At 63.4% G+C, this 16,593-nt stretch carries 18 protein-coding genes; 15 read left to right on the top strand and 3 right to left on the bottom strand.

Annotated elements, in window-relative coordinates; genetic code table 11:
* Window positions 1–21 precede the first annotated feature (21 nt).
* From QZ656_RS04710 to QZ656_RS04675, 8 genes are all read left to right on the top strand, one after another.
* Window positions 22–441, top strand: a complete 420-nt coding sequence (locus tag QZ656_RS04710) for a rhodanese-like domain-containing protein (protein WP_291992299.1) — start codon at window positions 22–24, stop codon at window positions 439–441.
* A 32-nt stretch (window positions 442–473) separates the two neighbouring features.
* Entirely contained in the window at window positions 474–725 is a 252-nt protein-coding gene (gene grxC / locus QZ656_RS04705) for a glutaredoxin 3 (protein WP_291992628.1), read from the top strand.
* Window positions 726–774: 49 nt separating this feature from the next.
* Window positions 775–1,260, top strand: a complete 486-nt coding sequence (gene secB / locus QZ656_RS04700; RefSeq protein ID WP_291992298.1) for a protein-export chaperone SecB — start codon at window positions 775–777, stop codon at window positions 1,258–1,260.
* 22 nt (window positions 1,261–1,282) lie between these two features.
* Complete coding sequence (locus QZ656_RS04695) at window positions 1,283–1,717, top strand: SH3 domain-containing protein (RefSeq protein ID WP_291992297.1); 435 nt, start codon at window positions 1,283–1,285, stop codon at window positions 1,715–1,717.
* Between the two features lie 6 nt (window positions 1,718–1,723).
* Window positions 1,724–2,713 carry an NAD(P)H-dependent glycerol-3-phosphate dehydrogenase gene (locus tag QZ656_RS04690; protein WP_291992296.1) on the top strand — a complete coding sequence of 330 codons (990 nt, stop codon included), beginning with the start codon at window positions 1,724–1,726 and terminating at the stop codon, window positions 2,711–2,713.
* Between the two features lie 40 nt (window positions 2,714–2,753).
* Window positions 2,754–3,110, top strand: a complete 357-nt coding sequence (locus QZ656_RS04685; protein WP_291992295.1) for a hypothetical protein — start codon at window positions 2,754–2,756, stop codon at window positions 3,108–3,110.
* Between the two features lie 68 nt (window positions 3,111–3,178).
* Window positions 3,179–4,303, top strand: a complete 1,125-nt coding sequence (locus tag QZ656_RS04680) for an alkene reductase (protein WP_291992294.1) — start codon at window positions 3,179–3,181, stop codon at window positions 4,301–4,303.
* Between the two features lie 208 nt (window positions 4,304–4,511).
* Window positions 4,512–5,336, top strand: coding sequence for a glycosyltransferase family 2 protein (locus QZ656_RS04675; protein ID WP_291992293.1), 825 nt, complete (start codon window positions 4,512–4,514; stop codon window positions 5,334–5,336).
* 9 nt (window positions 5,337–5,345) lie between these two features.
* Here the strand turns inward: QZ656_RS04675 and QZ656_RS04670 are convergent, their stop codons facing one another.
* Both QZ656_RS04670 and QZ656_RS04665 read right to left on the bottom strand, forming a co-directional pair.
* A complete protein-coding gene (locus tag QZ656_RS04670) occupies window positions 5,346–6,764 on the bottom strand; it encodes a hypothetical protein (RefSeq protein ID WP_291992292.1) in 1,419 nt (472 codons plus the stop codon).
* A gap of 65 nt (window positions 6,765–6,829) precedes the next feature.
* Window positions 6,830–7,747, bottom strand: coding sequence for a glycosyltransferase family 2 protein (locus QZ656_RS04665; protein ID WP_291992291.1), 918 nt, complete (start codon window positions 7,745–7,747; stop codon window positions 6,830–6,832).
* Window positions 7,748–8,301: 554 nt separating this feature from the next.
* Between QZ656_RS04665 and QZ656_RS04660 the strand changes: the two genes are divergently transcribed.
* The 3 genes from QZ656_RS04660 (at window position 8,302) to QZ656_RS04650 (ending at window position 11,521) form a co-directional block, all read left to right on the top strand.
* Window positions 8,302–9,198 (top strand): GNAT family N-acetyltransferase, encoded by an 897-nt coding sequence (locus QZ656_RS04660; protein ID WP_291992290.1) that lies wholly within the window; start codon window positions 8,302–8,304, stop codon window positions 9,196–9,198.
* A gap of 79 nt (window positions 9,199–9,277) precedes the next feature.
* A complete protein-coding gene (locus QZ656_RS04655; RefSeq protein WP_291992289.1) occupies window positions 9,278–10,678 on the top strand; it encodes a PIG-L family deacetylase in 1,401 nt (466 codons plus the stop codon).
* Window positions 10,679–10,774: 96 nt separating this feature from the next.
* Window positions 10,775–11,521, top strand: coding sequence for a zf-TFIIB domain-containing protein (locus tag QZ656_RS04650; protein WP_291992288.1), 747 nt, complete (start codon window positions 10,775–10,777; stop codon window positions 11,519–11,521).
* A 112-nt stretch (window positions 11,522–11,633) separates the two neighbouring features.
* Here the strand turns inward: QZ656_RS04650 and QZ656_RS04645 are convergent, their stop codons facing one another.
* A complete protein-coding gene (locus tag QZ656_RS04645) occupies window positions 11,634–12,086 on the bottom strand; it encodes a DUF2501 domain-containing protein (protein ID WP_291992287.1) in 453 nt (150 codons plus the stop codon).
* Between the two features lie 136 nt (window positions 12,087–12,222).
* Between QZ656_RS04645 and QZ656_RS04640 the strand changes: the two genes are divergently transcribed.
* From QZ656_RS04640 to QZ656_RS04625, 4 genes are all read left to right on the top strand, one after another.
* On the top strand, window positions 12,223–12,918 hold the full coding sequence (locus QZ656_RS04640) for a hypothetical protein (RefSeq protein WP_291992286.1): 696 nt from the start codon (window positions 12,223–12,225) through the stop codon (window positions 12,916–12,918).
* A 276-nt stretch (window positions 12,919–13,194) separates the two neighbouring features.
* Window positions 13,195–14,370, top strand: coding sequence for an aspartate aminotransferase family protein (locus QZ656_RS04635; RefSeq protein WP_291992285.1), 1,176 nt, complete (start codon window positions 13,195–13,197; stop codon window positions 14,368–14,370).
* A 9-nt stretch (window positions 14,371–14,379) separates the two neighbouring features.
* Window positions 14,380–15,306, top strand: a complete 927-nt coding sequence (argF, locus tag QZ656_RS04630; protein WP_291992284.1) for an ornithine carbamoyltransferase — start codon at window positions 14,380–14,382, stop codon at window positions 15,304–15,306.
* Between the two features lie 39 nt (window positions 15,307–15,345).
* Complete coding sequence (locus tag QZ656_RS04625) at window positions 15,346–16,575, top strand: argininosuccinate synthase (protein ID WP_291992283.1); 1,230 nt, start codon at window positions 15,346–15,348, stop codon at window positions 16,573–16,575.
* Window positions 16,576–16,593 lie beyond the last annotated feature (18 nt).

Genomic DNA, 16,593 nt, shown 5'->3' with positions numbered 1-16,593 from the left:
AGTCAATTTCTGGAGTTTCGATTGGAATTCATACAGCAGAACCTTCTTCTGGTGGCCGTCGCCGTGGTCAGTGGCACGCTGTTACTGGGTCTTTCGGTCCGTCGCCCCGGGGGCTCGCGGGGGCTGACGCCGGCGCAGGCAACGCTGCTGATCAACCGCGAGAACGCGCTGTTACTCGATATTCGTGAGCCGAACGAGTATGTCGCCGGGCATCCCTGCGATTCGCGCAACATTCCGTCGGGATCGCTCGAAGAGCGCGCCGACGAACTGGGGCAGTTCAAGGACACGCCGCTGATCCTCGTTTGTCAGTCGGGCGCTCGTTCATCTGCCGCCTGCGCCAAGCTGGCCAAGCTGGGCTTCGCCAAGCTGCATACCCTGGACGGCGGGGTCACGGCGTGGGCCGAGGCGGGTCTGCCGCTGAAGAAGGGCGCGCGCAAGTGAGTGCCGAAGCGAGCGCCGCGCCGCGGGTGCTGATGTACTCGACTGGCTCCTGCCCCTTCTGCATTCGCGCCGAGCAGCTGCTGCACGCCCGTGGTGTCACGGCAATCGAGAAAGTCCGCATCGATCTCGATCCACAGCGTCGCACCGAGATGGTCGCCAAGACCACCAGGCGTACGGTGCCGCAGATCTATATCGGCGAGACGCACGTCGGCGGTTTCGACGATCTGCAGGCCTTCGATCGCGCCGGCAAGTTGTTACCCCTGCTCGCGGGCGACGGTGTCTGAGAACTGTGCTCCGAGCTCCATTGATCATCCCCTTAGCCGAGAAATTGCCATGAGCGAACAAGAGAAAGCCGCAGCAGAAAATCCCGTTTTTGCAATCGAGAAGATCTACGTCAAGGATCTGTCGGTGGAAGTGCCGAATGCCCCGCAGATCTTTCTCGACCGTGAGACGCCGAACATCAACATCCAGTTGCAGACCAAAGCTCAGGGTATCGGAGAAGGTATTTTCGAGGTGACTCTGACGGCTACCGTCACGTCAAAGATCGAAGAAAAGACCGTTTTTCTTGTCGAAGTCGGTCAGGCCGGAATCTTCCGCGTCCAGAATGTGCCGAGCGAGAACATGGAACCCTTGCTGTCGATCGCCTGCCCGAACATTCTTTACCCCTACGCCCGTGAAGTCGTTTCCGACGCGGTGACGCGTGCCGGTTTTGCGCCGGTGATGCTGCAGCCGGTCAATTTCGAAGCGCTCTACATGTCACGTCTGCAACAGCAGCAAGAGGCAGCCAAAGATGCGCCAGGCGAGGCGACGATCCAGTAGGACGCCTCGCACCGGTCGGCAGATGATGCGACTACCCGCTTTGCTGCTCGCCACGGTCCTGGCCGTGCCGGCGCTGGCCGTCGAGTACCGCAGTGTCGATACCGCGACGATTCTCTACGATGCGCCTTCGCCAAAGGGCCGCAAGCTCTTTGTCATCAAGCGCGGCACGCCGGTTGAACTGGTCGTCCATCTCGACGGCTGGGCAAAAGTGCGTGATGCCGAGGGCGGAATGGCGTGGCTGGAGAACGCGTCTCTCGGCATGAACCGGGCGGTGATCGTAACCGTCGCGCGGGCGATGGTCCGGGCCAGCGGCGACGAGTCGGCGCCGCTGGTCTTCGAAGCGGAAAAGGACGTCGTCCTGGACTACCTCGGGATGGCGCCAGGCGGCTGGGTACAGGTGCGTCATCGTGACGGACAGACGGGCTTCGTACGCGCCGATCAAGTCTGGGGCATCTGAGCAGCAATGAAACTGACGGTGTTGGGAGCTGGCGCCTGGGGTAGCGCGTTGGCTATCGCTTTCAGCGCCAGGCATTCGGTCACGCTGTGGGCACGCCAACCCGAGATCCGGCGCGTTCTGCGCGAAAACCGTGAAAATGCGCGTTTTCTGCCCGGCCATCGCTTTCCAGAGACGCTGCGGGTCGCCGAAGATTTCACGTCGGCGCTGGCCGACGCCGAGTTGCTGCTGATTGCCACACCGCTGGCTGGCCTGCGACCGACACTTTGTCTGTTGCGCGATGCCGGCCTGGTGCGCCCGTTGATCTGGGCGTGCAAGGGTCTGGAGGCGGAAACCGCCAAGCTGCCGCACCAGATCGTCGCCGAAGAACTCGGCGCGCAAGCCCTGTGTGGCGCACTGTCGGGTCCGAGCTTCGCCGAAGAAGTCGCCCGCGGTCTGCCGGCGGCGGTGACGCTGGCGGCCAACGACACCCCTTTCGCGCAGCGGATGGCGCTTGCCCTGCACAGCCCGCTCTTGCGCATCTATGCCAACGACGATTTGCCTGGTGTCGAGGTCGGCGGTGCTGTGAAGAACGTCATGGCCATCGCCACCGGCGTCAGCGACGGTCTTGGTCTCGGCCTCAATGCGCGGGCGGCTCTAATTACCCGCGGTCTGGCCGAAATGGCGCGTTTCGGCGTGGCGCTCGGTGGCCAGCCGCAAACCTTCATGGGGCTGGCCGGCATGGGTGATCTGATTCTCACCTGCACCGGTGATCTGTCGCGAAATCGGCGTGTCGGACTTGGCCTTGCCGCCGGCAAGACGCTCGCGCAGATTCTTCTCGACCTCGGGCATGTCGCCGAGGGCGTCAGCACGACGCGTGCAGTCGCCGGCCTGGCCAGCCGGATGGCGATAGAAATGCCGATCACGCAGGCGGTCTGCGCCATCCTCTACGACGACGAGCCGGCCGCGTCGGCGGTCGACAAGCTGCTGCGCCGCGAGCCGAAAAGCGAGGCAAGATAGCCCTCCGAGCGAGGCGCCGTAGTGACCGGAACGACAGGCGATGCTGGCGATTTTTGTCGGCAGGAAGCGCGATCAGGCCGATCGCATCGGTCGCGGCAGCCGCTGCGTCGCGCCGGTCTTATTGAACCTTATCGCCAAATGGGCGTCTGATGACCCTCGACAGGCCCGGAGCGACTCTTCTGGAAGCCCGTGTGGCTTCTTTGAACGCAGATTGCCAGGCCAGGCTCGCCGCAGTCATCGGATCGACACCCGCCACCGTTATGTTTTCAGCGTTGTCGGAACCGACAGCGGTTATAGGGGCAGCCACATCGGTGCGCTTCATCGCCCGCCCGCAGAGCATGTGCTCGCGGACGCGCTGAGCTGGCCGGCGATCTGTACCCACACATTTCAGATTTGATTGATGGCGATCAGGCATGAACATTGCTCAGCTTGCTGACAGGTCAAGCCACCATCGGAGGTAGGCAAATGGTATCCAGGAAATTGTTTTCTCGTCACTCGCTCGGCGGTCAGTTGTTGCCGAACCGCGTCGTCATGGCGCCAATGAATCGCAACCGCGCCACCGACTGGCAGCTTGCGCCGCGGGCGATTACGGCCAAGTACTATGCGCAGCGCGCGTCGGCTGGGCTGATCGTCGCCGAGGGTACGCCGGTCTCGCCGCAGGCTCGCGGTTGCGCTCGTACGCCCGGCATTTACAGCGTCGCGCAGGTCGCCGGCTGGCGGAAGGTGACCAAAGCGGTGCATCACGCGGGCGGGCGCATTTATCTGCAGCTCTGGCACGTCGGCCGCGTGGGACATTGCAGCCTGCGCGTCGATGGCTCACCGCCGGTGGGTCCAACGGGGATCGGCGTGCGCCATGACCGGGTACCGATCCTCAACGGCGGCAGCGAGCCGGTGATGGCGCCCTGCGACGCGCCGCGCGGACTGGCGACCGAGGAAGTGCGGCTGATCGTCGACGATTTCGTCCGGGCTGCTCGCAATGCCATGGCGGCTGGCTTCGACGGCGTCGAGATCCATGCGGCGAATGGCTATTTGTTCGATCAGTTCCGCTGCCCCTACATCAACGACCGTGCCGACGAGTACGGTGGCAGCATCGCCAATCGTTGGCGCTTCCTGCTGGAGACCGTGCAAGCCGTGGCGGCAGCGATTGGCGGCGCACGCGTCGGCGTTCGCATCTCGCCGCTGGGAACGGCGCACGAGATGCTGCCGGATCCGGACCCGCTGGTTAACTACGGCTATCTTGCCAGTCGGCTGCAGCGGCTGGGGATCGGCCATCTGCACGTCTATGACCAGGAAGGGAGCTGGATCCACGATCGCCAGGGCGAGTTGCTGCCGCACCTGCGGGGCTGCTTCTCGGGAACGATCATTCTTTGTGGTGGTTTCGACCGTGAGCGCGCGGAAGCCGCGCTGCGCGCCGGCCACGGCGACCTGATCGCCTTCGGCAAGCACTTCATCGCCAATCCCGATCTGGTGCAGCGGCTGCGCAGCGGCGCGCCGCTGGCGCGCTGGAACTCGACGACCATCTACAAGGGCGGCGCCAAGGGTTATATCGATTACCCGGCACTGGACGAGGCCGACGCCAAAGTGGCGTGACGCCCCCGGTGCTTAATGGCGGGTGGAGCTATGGCGACGTATGCGGTTCGCTAGCTGCCGGCAAGCCGCGGTCAGGCGCCGTTGCGGGTGCCTGGCGTATAATGCGGGTTGTGGTTGCCGCCCGCGATAGCCTCTCGCACACGTCGCGAAGGAGATTGGCCGGCAAGGCAAAAAGCAATGCCCGCATTGAACGATTGCAGAGTTTTCGATGAGTAGTTCTGCAGGTCCCGAAGTCTCGATTCTGATTCCGCACTTCAGAACTTTGCAACTTACGCAGTTCTGTTTACGATCGCTGCGGAAGTTCACGGAGCTTGGCCGTATCCAGGTCATCGTGATTGACAACGGCTCAAAGGACGCCTCAACCGAATATCTGCGCGGGCTATCCTGGATAACCCTGCTGGAGCGCGAATTGGCAGCGGGCGAAGGCGTCGCTGACGCGCATTCCAGGGCGCTCGATCTTGGCCTGACGCAGGCGACCGCGCCCTATGTGCTGTCGATGCACACCGACACCATCGTCACGTCAGACAAGTGGCTGGACTATCTGCTGGAGCACATCGAGGGTGATCCGCAGGTAGCCGGGGTGGGTAGCTGGAAGCTTGAATTCAAGCCTTGGTACAGAAGAATGGCCAAGAAACTGGAGCCGGCGTGGCTGATGATGCGTGCTGGATTGCCCAGGCGTTTTCGCCACCACGGGTCCGCGAAGACCGACAACCATTACTTGTACCTTCGCAGCCACTGTGCCTTGTATCGCAGCGACCTCCTGCGCCGATTCGGCCTAAGTTTTGGTGACAACGAGGTCGCCGGCAAGGTTATCCACAAGGAACTCCTGGCGCAGGGGTTCGCCATGAAATTCCTGGACATCCATGGTCTGGCAATGCATCTGCGACACATCAATCACGCCACGATGGTTCTCAATCCCGAGATTGCGGGTCGTAAGACAGGCAGCGAGGCGGAAAGACGGCGAGTGCGCCGCGAGTTGGAAACCCTGAATTACAGAGGTATCTTGCAGGACGCCAGCCTTGACCGCGTCTGACGATACGCCTCAATCGCCGACGATCAGAAGCGTCTCGCCCTTTCGATTAGCGAACTTGCTCAGCACTCGTTTCCCTTGACTGGTCAGCCAGCGCTCAAGCAGTGGGTCGTTCTCCTTTGCGCTGATCACGAAATAGCGAAATCGCTTCGCAGACTTTCCTTCCTCGGCTAACAGTTGTTCGCGAGTCGGCATGGTCGTCGGATATCCTCGGCCCGCATAATAGGCGACCCGCGAATCGTCGTAGTAAATGGCGTCGGAAGGCTGCGTGTTGTGCGAAAGCCAGGCGCTCGCCTCAAGATAATGCGTCTTCTTGGCGCCCAGCGAGACGACGTTGGCCATCATGATTACCAGAGCCAGGGCGACGAAGATCTTCGAGTAGCGTGGAAAGCGCCTGAAAAAAGATACCAGCATCATCGTCAGTAAAGGCACGGAGAGCAGATTCAGGAAACTGATATAGCGCGAATTGATAAAACCAAGTTGTACGACAAAGAGCAGCAAGATGCAGAAATACAACAGCCAGGCGTAGGCAAAAGGCCTGAGTCTCCGCCAGTAATCGCCCACCGCGAGCCAGCTGGCAGGGTACAGAAACGGTAGCGCGAAGGGTCCGCACAGGTAGAGGAACTTGCTCACGATGAGCGCCACCAGGCCGAAGAAGACCATCACGTAGGCATCACCCCGGGCGTATTCCTGCAGTGCCGCCTGGGTAAAAGCACCGGCTATCGCGTCAAAGCGTGCCAGTAGACTGTGTGGGGTAAGCAGAGACGCGTAGTACGCGATGCGGGCCGCGTGCGCCTCGCCACCCGACATGGCACGGATCAGCACCGTCAGGATGCCGACCATCGGCAGGATGTTGATCTGCAGTAGCCTGCCCCAAGCCTCTCGGGTGTTCAGCTTTGGTAGCAGGCAAAGGCTGACAACGGGCAGCAGGAAAACGGCTTCGAGGCGAAACAGCGCGGCCGCAATAATCGCTGCTTGCAGCCAGGCGGCCGATCGCCAGTCCCCCCGTTCCAACCACCTGAGCGCCAGGCCGAGAGCCAAGATGGAGAAGAACCAGAAGCCGAACTCGCGGATGATGTCGTAGCGAAACTGGTTGAAAGCCGGCACCGAGAGCACTACCAGACAGGCCCAGTAGCCGCTGACCGCCAAGCGGCGTTCGATAATCGCTACCATCAGCGCGCAAGTGCCAGCCATCAACAAGGCACACCACAGGTAAGCGGCTTGCTCCAGCGGTAGCCCAAGGAGCCAGTTTGTGGCGGCTAGCAGTATCGCAAACCAGGGCCAATCAAACTGCGCTTGCGCAACTCCGGGTCCGTGTTCAACGACTTGTTCGGCGATATTCAGATAGAATGCCGCGTCTCGGCCAACGATCACCGAGCCGGAGATCGCCACCATCGACAACAACAAACTTCCCAGGAAGGCAAGGGGCACCGGCCGAATCCGCTGCGCGAATCTACAGAGTACACGAGCAAGGCCCTGGAGATGAGCGAGGGCTGTCAAGGTCGTGACCCGGCCAGCAAGCGAAGAGCCTTGCTCAGATATCGCCAGCGCAAGGCCTGCAAGGGGCTCAATCGCCAGGCGCAGCCATAAAAACGCTTGGCGGCGGACTTGTCGCCAGCCAGCAGCGTCTTGCGAAACAGCGACAAATAGCGCCGCGCCGTGTAGCTGCCGCGCAAGGATTGACATTCGGCTGGCAGGCCGGCAAACACCTCCTCGACGATCGTCGCCGCTCGTTCCTCCTCGTGCTGCCGGTCGTGCCGCAGACTATCGGCGTGTTTGTGGATGCGCGCCAGCGGTTCGGCGGTCACGGCGACTGGCGCGCTGACCAGCAGGTAGGCGAAGACCGGGAGGTCCTCGCCGCCCCTGAGATTTTCCGGATAGGGGCGCTGCAACAGCAGATCACGGCGAAACAGCGAGCAGCTATGCGAGACCGAAATGTCCTTGCGCAGCAGGAAGCGTTCGGCCAGTTGCCGTGGCGAGGCGACGGGCACCGCCGTTGGCAGCCGTAGCCGCTGGCGGCCATCGGCGTAAACGGAAATCTGCGCGCCAAGGATCATGCCGGCTGCCGGATACCTGGCGACCAGTACGCGCAGTTTGGCCAGGGCGCCCGGCAAGAGCTCGTCGTCAGCGTCCAGCAGCAGTGCATAGGGCGCACGCGCGACGCGGATGCCGTGATTGCGCGCCGCCGCCGCACCCGCATTGGCCTGCCGCAGCAGCAGTAGCTGCGGATGGCGCGCTACATACGGCGCGAGGACCGCGAGCGAATTGTCGGTCGAGCCGTCGTCGACGACGATCACTTCGACGTCCGCGGCGGCTGGCGTCAGTGCCGAATCAAGGGCGCGCGGCAGCAGATGGGCGTAGTTGTAGTTCGGGATGATGACGCTGATCAGCGGTTCGATTGACTGAGTCATCATGGTCCAGATGGTGGTCGACGCGCCGAGCAGGAGCCGCAACGCGGGGAGGCTGGTACAAAGACGCCACTGAACTCTGGCCGGCAAAATCCGCAGGCTGGCGATCGTAGCCAGGGAGCCATTTTGAGGCGACCCAGGGCGGCCCGCGCATTTTCCTCGATCTACATCCCGATGTATAGCGCTCGCTGGTTGTCTGGGGCTTTTCCGCGTTGTCGCCTGCGGGCAAGTGCCCGCAGTGAATTTCAGAGGGTGTCAGGCCATGACAAACGCGGTACATTCCCTTTTTTTCTGGAGTCGGCGCGAATGGATCGGAGCCTTTTGCAGAGCGCTCGGCAAGCGCCTGCCGTTGCTGGTGGTAAAAGCCACGTTGGCGACTCACGAATCGTCCTCCGCGCGCATGCGGCAGATGCGTCGTCGGTGCGACGGGCAGGCGCCTGCGCCCTGCCCGTCGAACGCTGTCGGCGTGCCCGCCGGAAGGCGCACGGCAATTGCCAGGAAAGAGTCACGACTCTGCTGATTGGGCGTGTCTCGAATACTCATTTCGGTCGCGCCGACGCATGTTGAATCGTCTGCGAATCTGGCGCGAACGTGGTTGGAGCGAGGTCGACGCGGCGACCTACGCCGCCGCCTGGCAGCGCTTCGGCGGCAGCGTCTTTACGCATCCGCAGGTCGTCGAGCGCTTGGCCGGCCTGGCGGCGATCCCGGTGCGCTACCTCGGTTGTTTTGCCGGCGAGCAGTTGCAGGCGGCGATTCCCTGCTGGGGTTCCTCTCTGGCGCTGTCAAAAGACGTTCTCAAAAAGCACCGTCGGCGCGGCGTCTTCGACCTCGGCAACGCCGAGGTGATCCTGCCGATCGCGGCGAACGCCTGCGTGCCGGTACGCCAGCGCTTGCGCTACGTTTCCGAGCTCAATTCCCGACAGATCAGCGGCTTGAAGGTGCAGCCCGAGGGCCTGGCGCTGGCTCGCGAACCCGAGCAGTACTCGAAGAAGTTTCGCTACAACCAGCGCCGCGAGTTGCGTCTGCTCGAAGACGCGGGCGGCAGCGTTCGGCAAATGCTCGACTTTTCGCCGGCAGAACAAGCCCGGATGTATGTCGATCTCTTCCAGCGTCGCTGGGGATTCGCCGCCAAGGGCGGCGATCGCCTGCCCGAGGTATTCGCGCTACTGCGCGAATTCATGACCGGTGCCGTGCTGCTCCGCAACGACCAGGCGATCGCCGTGCAGATCGTCTATCGCGTCGAAGCGCCGTGCTGGATTTCACAGGAGTACATTAACGGCGGCGTCGATCCGCAAGCGCAGGAGTTCAGCCCGGGCAGCGTCCTGAGTTACCTCAACACGCGCGACGCCTGGCAGCATGCGCGCGCACTCGGCAAGCCATTGCGCTATTCCTTTGGGCGCGCCGATCGCGAATACAAGGATCGCTGGTGCCACCGCGTGCCGGTCTATCAGACCTAGAACGGCCGGCCTTGCCGTCACGCGCTCGCCAGCCTGATTAGCACCCGATTACTGCCCGATCACAGCCCAAATTCAGCCCATGAGTTCACGCAAACAACAACTGCTGCAGCGTCATCGTCGTCACAAGCGTTTCCTGCTGCTCGCCGCCGTCCTGCTGCTCGCCGCGGTCGGCGTCCTGATCGCCTGGTGGCTGCCGCCGATCTTGCTGCTCGTCGGCTGGCTGGCGCACGAAGCGTGGTTCGCCGACCACCTGTTCTATTCGCCGCACGACGACTACCGCTACGCCTTTCCCGCCGAGACCGCGCAACAAAGCGTCGCGCTGGTCGATGGCCGCGTGCGCTTGAGCGCGCCGCTGGCCGTCGGCGAGACGCTGATCCTCGAACTCGATTTGCGCGTCAGCGCGCTCGGTCGCTGGCTCGACCCGCAGGTGATCGTCGGCGACGACCGTCAGGAATTCGAGCGCGGCGTGCGCGGCCGCCGCTACCTGAATCTATCGGGGCAGGCGACGGCGCTGGCCAGCGGCAGCCTGGCGATCAGCGGCCGCTTTTGCCGCCTGCCAGCGACCGCCATTGTGCACGTATTCGACAACCCCGATTACGCCGAACGCCGGCTGCTGCTGCTAGCCCCGCACGCCGACGACGCCGAGCTGGCGGCCTTTGGCCTCTACAGCCGCGCTGCCGAAGCCTTCATCGTCACCCTCACGCAAGGCGAGATCGAGGCCGACGACTATCGCCGCCTGGGCCTCGACGCTGGCCAAGCGGCACGGCTCAAAGGGCGCTTGCGAAGCTGGGACAGCGTCGCCATTCCGCTCTGGGGCGGTGTGCCGCAGGAGCGCTGCGTCCAACTCGCTTACTACTGCCTGCAGTTGCCGGCGATGCTCGCCGAGCCGACGCAGGCGTTTGCCTCGCGCGAATCGGGCGAGGCCGACGTGCGCCGCGCCCGCCGGAACAATCCAATGTTCTTGCCGGCCGACGGCGACGGCCAGCCGACGGGCAACAACCTGCACGCCGACCTGGTCGCGCTGCTCGAACTCTGGCGGCCCGAGGTCGTCGTCATGCCGCACCCCGAGCTCGATCCGCACGCCGACCACGTCGCCGCCACGCAGGCCTTGTATCGAGCCGTTAGCGCTTCGCGCTGGCAGCCCGAAGTCGCCCTGCTTTACGCCAATCACCTGCACGACAACGACCGCTGGCCGATGGGTGGCGCCGGCTGCGGCATCGCCTTGCCGCCGGCGCTGCAGCCGCTGCCCGCCGATGCCTTGTGGAGCCCGTGCCTGGACGCTGCCGGGCAGCTCGACAAGGCCATGGCGCTGGCCATGCAGCACGATCTGCAAGGCGCCTTGCCGTTCAAGAAGCGCCTGCGACGGCGCATTCAACAGCTGCTCGCCGGCCGCCGTTGGCCGGTCACTGGCGACAACGAGTTTTTCCGCAAAGCCGTTCGTCGCCACGAGCTGTTCTGGGTTCGCCGCTTTGAGCATTGAGCGAGGGCAGGGCGCGCGGCTATACTCGCTGGCGTCTGCTTGAGCCGAACTCGGACACCCCCCCGCCGATTTGCCACCACTTACGCCGCCACTTCGATGACCGAAACCCCCACTTCCCAGTCAGCGCACGCCGGCAACGGCGCTCCCTGCCCCAGCTGCCAGGCGCCGATGGCGGTCCAGCGCTTCCAGCGCCAGCTCAATGGCGTCGTTTCGCTGGACATCTGCTTTGCCTGCCAGGGAATCTGGTTCGACGAATTCGAGAGCGCCCAGCTGGCGCCGGCCGGCGTCCTCGAACTGTTCCGCTTGCTGCACGAACACCACACCGACCTGCGGCAACCCTGGCGCGACGTCCTGCACTGCCCGCGCTGTCGCGAACGCTTGATGCACCGACTCGACAGCACGCGCAACGGCCGCTTTGCCTATAGCCGCTGCCCGCAGCACCACGGTCGCTTCAGCGCCTTCGCGTCGTTCATGATCGAAAAGGGCTTCGTTCGCCAGCTCAACGGCGCCGAAGTCGCCGAGCTGGCGCGGCAGGTGCAGACCATCCGTTGTTCAGGCTGCGGCGCGCCGGTCGACATTCGGCGCGATCACGTGTGCACGCACTGCCGTTCGCCGATCGTCATCCTCGACCCCGACGCGGTGCAGGACGCGCTCGACAACTTCGGCGAAAAAGCCAGCCGGCAGGAGCACATCAACCCGCACGCCATGGCCGACGCGCTGCTCGCCAACGAGCGCGCCAGGTCGCTGTTGGTCCGCGAAAAGCGCCCGAGCCTGCTCGAAAGCGACATCTCGGATCTCGTCATCGGCGGTATCGAAACCGTCTGGAAGCTGTTGCGGCGCTAGGCTGTCGAAGGTGGCTGTGTCGCCAACTATTCTGCGACTCCTGGAACTATCGGCGCTGCTACGACGCCCCTGCGCTGCGGGCGCACGCCTTGAAGTCCATCACCGCGCCGCCTCACAACATCGACTTGCCTTGCGCGAGGACCTGGTCGCAGACCTGCCTGGTGACCTTGTCCTTGAGGCCGCCGCCGCTGAGGTCGAGCTGCTGGCCGTCGCTGCTGCTCAGGATGCCCTTGCTGCCGCTGCCGTAGCCGCTGTCGGAGGTCGATGAGCCGCCGGGCAGCTTGCCGATCAGCGAGTTCTTGACCGAAGCCGCCTTGTTGCCGCCGAGGTAGTTGTTCTTGATGCAGAATTCCAGCAGGCCGGCGACGTTGCCCAGGCTGCCCGAGGTCAGCGACTGGCCGGGCAGCGCGCCGCCCAGGCCACCGAGGCTGCCGAGGGCTCCGGATGCGCTGCTGCCGCCTCCCTTGAGCATGTCGCCGAGCTGCGCGTGCGCGGCCGGGAAAGGAAGTAAAGCGGCACTCAATATTCCTGCGGCGACGATCGTATGACGGTTACCTGCGTTCATGGTCGAACTCCTGTGGTTGGCTGGAACAGGCTCTTACTGTAGTGCATTGTCCGGCTTTAGGGAGCCGCCACCCGCAGTTTCCGGCGAGCTTCGCGTCGGCGGCGACTCTTCGTAAGCTCATTCTGTGAGCCTTGCGGTGGACGGATCGATCGACGCCGGAGATACAAGGCGCCATGCCGACGATCGATCATTCCATGAAAAAGATGGAACGATCGATCTCGGCGATAGAACGCTCCATGAAAAAGATGGAACGATCGATCTCGGCGATGGAACGATCCATGAAAAAGATGGAACGATCGATCTCGGCAATAGAACGATCCATGAAAAAGATGGAACGATCGATCTCGGCGATAGAACGCTCCATGAAAAAGATGGAACGATCGATCTCGGCGATGGAACGCTCCATCAAAAAGTTGGAGTGATCCATCTCGGCGATAGAACGATCCATGAAAAAGGTGGAACGTTCCATCTCGGCGATAGAACGATCCATGAAAAAGGTGGAACGATCGATCTCGGCGATGGAACGATCCATGAAAAAGATGGAATGATCCATCTCCCGGATCGAAGCTTCCACCGCCACGGTCGAGCTTTCGCAGGAACCGCCTGGCCAGCGCTCCCCCACGCTACACCGTTGAGCTCCGTGCTCGGAGCACCGTCACTGCGAGGAGCGCAGCGACGCGGCAGTCCAGTAGTCGCCTCCGAATTGAGTACGATCACCGCGCCGGCTCCGCCGCGCCGGCTTGGCAAAGCGCCGCGCGGCCAATCGTTCCCGGTCGCCGTTCGCAACGCCCGCGACGCCAGACGCACGGGTTCTCGCCGAGGGCCGGCGTGATCGTCGGCGCGGCCGTCAATCGCGGCTTTCCAGCGGCTCGTCGCGGTGCTCGCCGCGCCAGCGCGCGCTGCCCGGAGCGAGCCGATCAGGACGCCCGAAAAGGCCGCGTTTCCTATACATCAGGCTGTTTTTCCCGTAGAATTCGTGCCCTTGTAAGCTGCTCAGTGGATGCTGTTGACGTACACCGGAACGGGCCCGGTTGGTCCGTATGCAGCTATCGTTGTCCGGCGGCGCGAGCCGCCGTTTCAGTTTCAAATGCTCCGCAATGGATGGTCCATGTCGCACCTGATGAATACCTACGCGCGCCTGCCGATCGCTTTCAGCCACGGTGACGGCAGCTGGGTGACCGATACCGAGGGTAAGTGCTACCTCGACGCCCTGGCCGGAATTGCCGTGTCCACGCTCGGGCACAACCATCCGGTGCTGGTCGCGGCGATCGCTGCGCAGGCCGGGCGCCTGCTGCACTGCTCGAATCTGTACCGCATTCCGCAACAGGAACAGCTCGCCGACAAGCTGGCCGAGTTGGCCGGTATGGACGAAGTCTTCTTCTGCAACTCGGGTTGTGAAGCGAACGAGGCGGCGATCAAGCTGGCACGCTTCTACGGCCACCAGCAGGGCGTCGAGCGGCCGGCGATCGTGGTCATGGAGAAGGCTTTCCACGGGCGGACCATGGCGACGCTGTCGGCAACCGCCAACCGCAAGGCGCAGGCCGGTTTCGAGCCGCTGGTCTCGGGTTTTGTCCGCGTTCCGTATAACGACCTCGAAGCGATTCGGGCGATTGCCAGGAGCAATCAAAACGTCGTCGCGGTGATGCTGGAAATCGTCCAGGGCGAGGGCGGCGTCAATATTGCCGACGTCGATTTTCAGCGCGGCCTGCAGGCCTTGTGCGACGAGAAAAGCTGGTTGCTGATCTGCGACGAGGTGCAGTGCGGCACCGGCCGGACCGGCACCTGGTTTGGCTTCCAGCACGCGGCTATACGCCCCGACGTGGTGACGCTGGCCAAGGGACTCGGCGGCGGCGTGCCGATCGGCGCCTGCCTGGCCGCCGGTAAAGCGGCCGGGCTGTTCAAGCCCGGCAAGCACGGTTCAACTTTCGGCGGTAACCCGCTGGCGACTACCGCGGCACTGACGACCATCGCGGTGATCGAAGACGAGGGCTTGCTCGACAAGGCCGTCGTCGTCGGTGACCTGATTCGCGAGGGTCTGGCGCAGGCCCTGGTCGGGCAGAGCGGCGTCGTCGACATTCGTGGCCAGGGTCTGATGATCGGCGTCGAGCTTGATCGCCCCTGCGGCGAACTCGTCAATCAGGCGCTGGCGCTTGGCCTGTTGATCAATGTGACCGACGACAAGGTCGTTCGCCTGTTGCCGCCGCTGACCTTCAGTGCCGACGAGGCGCGCGAACTGGTGTCGCGTCTGGGCGCGCTGATCGGCGATTTTCTCGCCACCCGATAGAGAGCTACCATGGACGGCGTCAAACATTTCCTCCAGTTCAAGGACTTCTCGCGCGCCGAGTTCGACCACCTGTTCGAGCGCTCGCGCTGGATCAAGGGGCAGTTCAAGTCCTACCAGAAATACTGGCCGCTCAGCGACCGCACGCTGGTGATGATCTTCGAGAAAGCGAGCACGCGTACGCGCCTGTCGTTCGAGGCCGGGATGCAGCAGCTCGGCGGTACGGCGATCTACCTGAACAGTCGCGATTCGCAGCTGCAGCGTGGCGAGTCGGTCGAGGATGCGGCGCAGGTGATCTCGCGGATGAGCGACGTGGTGATGATCAGAACCTTCGAGCAGGCGATGATCGAGTCCTTTGCCGCCAATTCGCGGGTGCCGGTGATCAACGGCCTGACCAACGAGTATCACCCTTGCCAGATCGTCGCCGACATCTTTACCTTCATCGAGCATCGCGGCCCGATCCAGGGCAAGACGGTGGCCTGGATCGGCGATTCGAACAACGTCTGCAACACCTGGTTGCAGGCCGCCGAAGTGCTTGACTTCAACGTCCATGTGTCGACGCCGCCGGGCTACGAGGTCGAGCCGGCACGCGCCGGGCTGTATGGCACCGATCACTTCGAGAGCTACGCCGACCCGATGGAAGCCGCGCGCGGCGCCGACCTGGTGACCACCGATGTGTGGACGTCGATGGGCTTCGAAGCCGAGAACGACGAGCGTCGGCGTGACTTTGCCGACTGGCAGGTCGACCTCGAGATGATGCGCGCCGCGGGTGCCGAGTCGCTGTTCATGCACTGCTTGCCGGTGCATCGCGGCGAGGAGGTCGAGGCGGCGGTGATCGACGGGCGCCAGAGCGTCGTCTGGGACGAGGCCGAGAACCGCATGCACACCCAGAAAGCGCTGCTCGAATACCTCCTGCTTGGCAGGGTCGTCGCCGGGTAGTCGCTTACACCAATCCAGAACCAGCAGGAAAACAACAACATGAGTGACATCAAGAAAGCCGTCCTGGCCTATTCCGGCGGTCTCGACACGTCGGTAATCCTGAAGTGGTTGCAGGACAGCTATCAATGCGAAGTGGTGACCTTCACCGCTGACGTCGGCCAGGGCGATGAGCTCGAGGCGGCGCGTCCGAAAGCCCTGCAGTTCGGCATCAAACCGGAAAACATCTACATCGACGACCTGCGCGAGGAGTTCGTTCGCGACTTCGTCTTCCCGATGTTCCGCGCCAATACCGTGTACGAAGGCGAGTATCTCCTCGGTACGTCGATCGCCAGGCCCCTGATCGCCAAGCGGATGATCGAGATCGTCGAGATGACCGGTGCCGACGCGGTGGTGCATGGCGCGACTGGCAAGGGTAACGACCAGGTCCGCTTTGAACTCGGCGCTTACGCGCTCAAGCCGGATATCCGCATCGTCGCGCCGTGGCGCGAGTGGGACCTGCTGTCGCGCGAGAAGCTGGTCGCCTATGCCGAGCAGCACGGCATTCCGGTCGAAATGAAGCACAAGCAGGGTGGCTCGCCGTATTCGATGGACGCCAACCTGCTGCACATCAGTTACGAAGGTCGTCACCTCGAAGACCCGGCTGCCGAGGCCGAAGAATCGATGTGGCGGTGGACGGTGTCGCCCGAGGCGGCGCCCGACGCGGCCGAGTACCTCGATCTCGAATTCGAGCGCGGTGACCTGGTTTCGATCAACGGCCAGCGGCTGCCGGCGCACGAACTGCTGGCGCTGCTCAACCAGCTCGGTGGCAAGCACGGCGTGGGTCGCATCGATCTCGTCGAGAACCGCTACGTCGGCATGAAGTCCCGCGGTTGCTACGAGACGCCCGGCGGAACGATCCTGCTGCGCGCGCACCGGGCGATCGAGTCGATCACCGTCGATCGCGAAGTCGCGCACCTCAAGGATGACCTGATGCCGCGCTACGCCAGCCTGATCTACAACGGCTACTGGTGGAGCCCCGAGCGCCGCGTGCTGCAGACGCTGATCGACGACACCCAGAAAACGGTGAATGGCGGCGTCCGCATCAAGCTCTACAAAGGCAACGTGATCGTCGTTGGCCGCGATTCGAAAACCGATTCGCTGTTCGACTCGACGATCGCCAGCTTCGAAGACGATGCCGGCGCCTACGACCAGAAGGACGCGGGTGGCTTCATCAAGCTCAACGCGCTGCGCCTGCGCATCGCGGCAAAACTGGCGAATCGCCCACACTGACCTGGAGATGAGCCCGCC

This window comes from Candidatus Accumulibacter sp. ACC003 (assembly GCF_907163085.1).
Classification (GTDB): Bacteria; Pseudomonadota; Gammaproteobacteria; order Burkholderiales; family Rhodocyclaceae; genus Accumulibacter.
Note: the sequence above shows the minus strand (reverse complement) of the source record. Positions and strands in the feature narration are given on the sequence as shown.

Excerpts from the sequence above, each read along its gene's own strand:
- QZ656_RS04660 (WP_291992290.1), top strand. The coding sequence starts at position 8,302 with ATGTTGAATCGTCTGCGAATCTGGCGCGAACGTGGTTGGAGCGAGGTC.
- QZ656_RS04650 (WP_291992288.1), top strand. The coding sequence starts at position 10,775 with ATGACCGAAACCCCCACTTCCCAGTCAGCGCACGCCGGCAACGGCGCT.
- QZ656_RS04680 (WP_291992294.1), top strand. The coding sequence starts at position 3,179 with ATGGTATCCAGGAAATTGTTTTCTCGTCACTCGCTCGGCGGTCAGTTG.
- QZ656_RS04665 (WP_291992291.1), bottom strand. The coding sequence starts at position 7,747 with ATGATGACTCAGTCAATCGAACCGCTGATCAGCGTCATCATCCCGAAC.
- QZ656_RS04690 (WP_291992296.1), top strand. The coding sequence starts at position 1,724 with ATGAAACTGACGGTGTTGGGAGCTGGCGCCTGGGGTAGCGCGTTGGCT.
- QZ656_RS04695 (WP_291992297.1), top strand. The coding sequence starts at position 1,283 with ATGATGCGACTACCCGCTTTGCTGCTCGCCACGGTCCTGGCCGTGCCG.
- secB (WP_291992298.1), top strand. The coding sequence starts at position 775 with ATGAGCGAACAAGAGAAAGCCGCAGCAGAAAATCCCGTTTTTGCAATC.
- QZ656_RS04635 (WP_291992285.1), top strand. The coding sequence starts at position 13,195 with ATGTCGCACCTGATGAATACCTACGCGCGCCTGCCGATCGCTTTCAGC.
- QZ656_RS04645 (WP_291992287.1), bottom strand. The coding sequence starts at position 12,086 with ATGAACGCAGGTAACCGTCATACGATCGTCGCCGCAGGAATATTGAGT.
- argF (WP_291992284.1), top strand. The coding sequence starts at position 14,380 with ATGGACGGCGTCAAACATTTCCTCCAGTTCAAGGACTTCTCGCGCGCC.
- QZ656_RS04685 (WP_291992295.1), top strand. The coding sequence starts at position 2,754 with ATGCTGGCGATTTTTGTCGGCAGGAAGCGCGATCAGGCCGATCGCATC.
- QZ656_RS04655 (WP_291992289.1), top strand. The coding sequence starts at position 9,278 with ATGAGTTCACGCAAACAACAACTGCTGCAGCGTCATCGTCGTCACAAG.
- QZ656_RS04675 (WP_291992293.1), top strand. The coding sequence starts at position 4,512 with ATGAGTAGTTCTGCAGGTCCCGAAGTCTCGATTCTGATTCCGCACTTC.
- QZ656_RS04625 (WP_291992283.1), top strand. The coding sequence starts at position 15,346 with ATGAGTGACATCAAGAAAGCCGTCCTGGCCTATTCCGGCGGTCTCGAC.
- grxC (WP_291992628.1), top strand. The coding sequence starts at position 474 with ATGTACTCGACTGGCTCCTGCCCCTTCTGCATTCGCGCCGAGCAGCTG.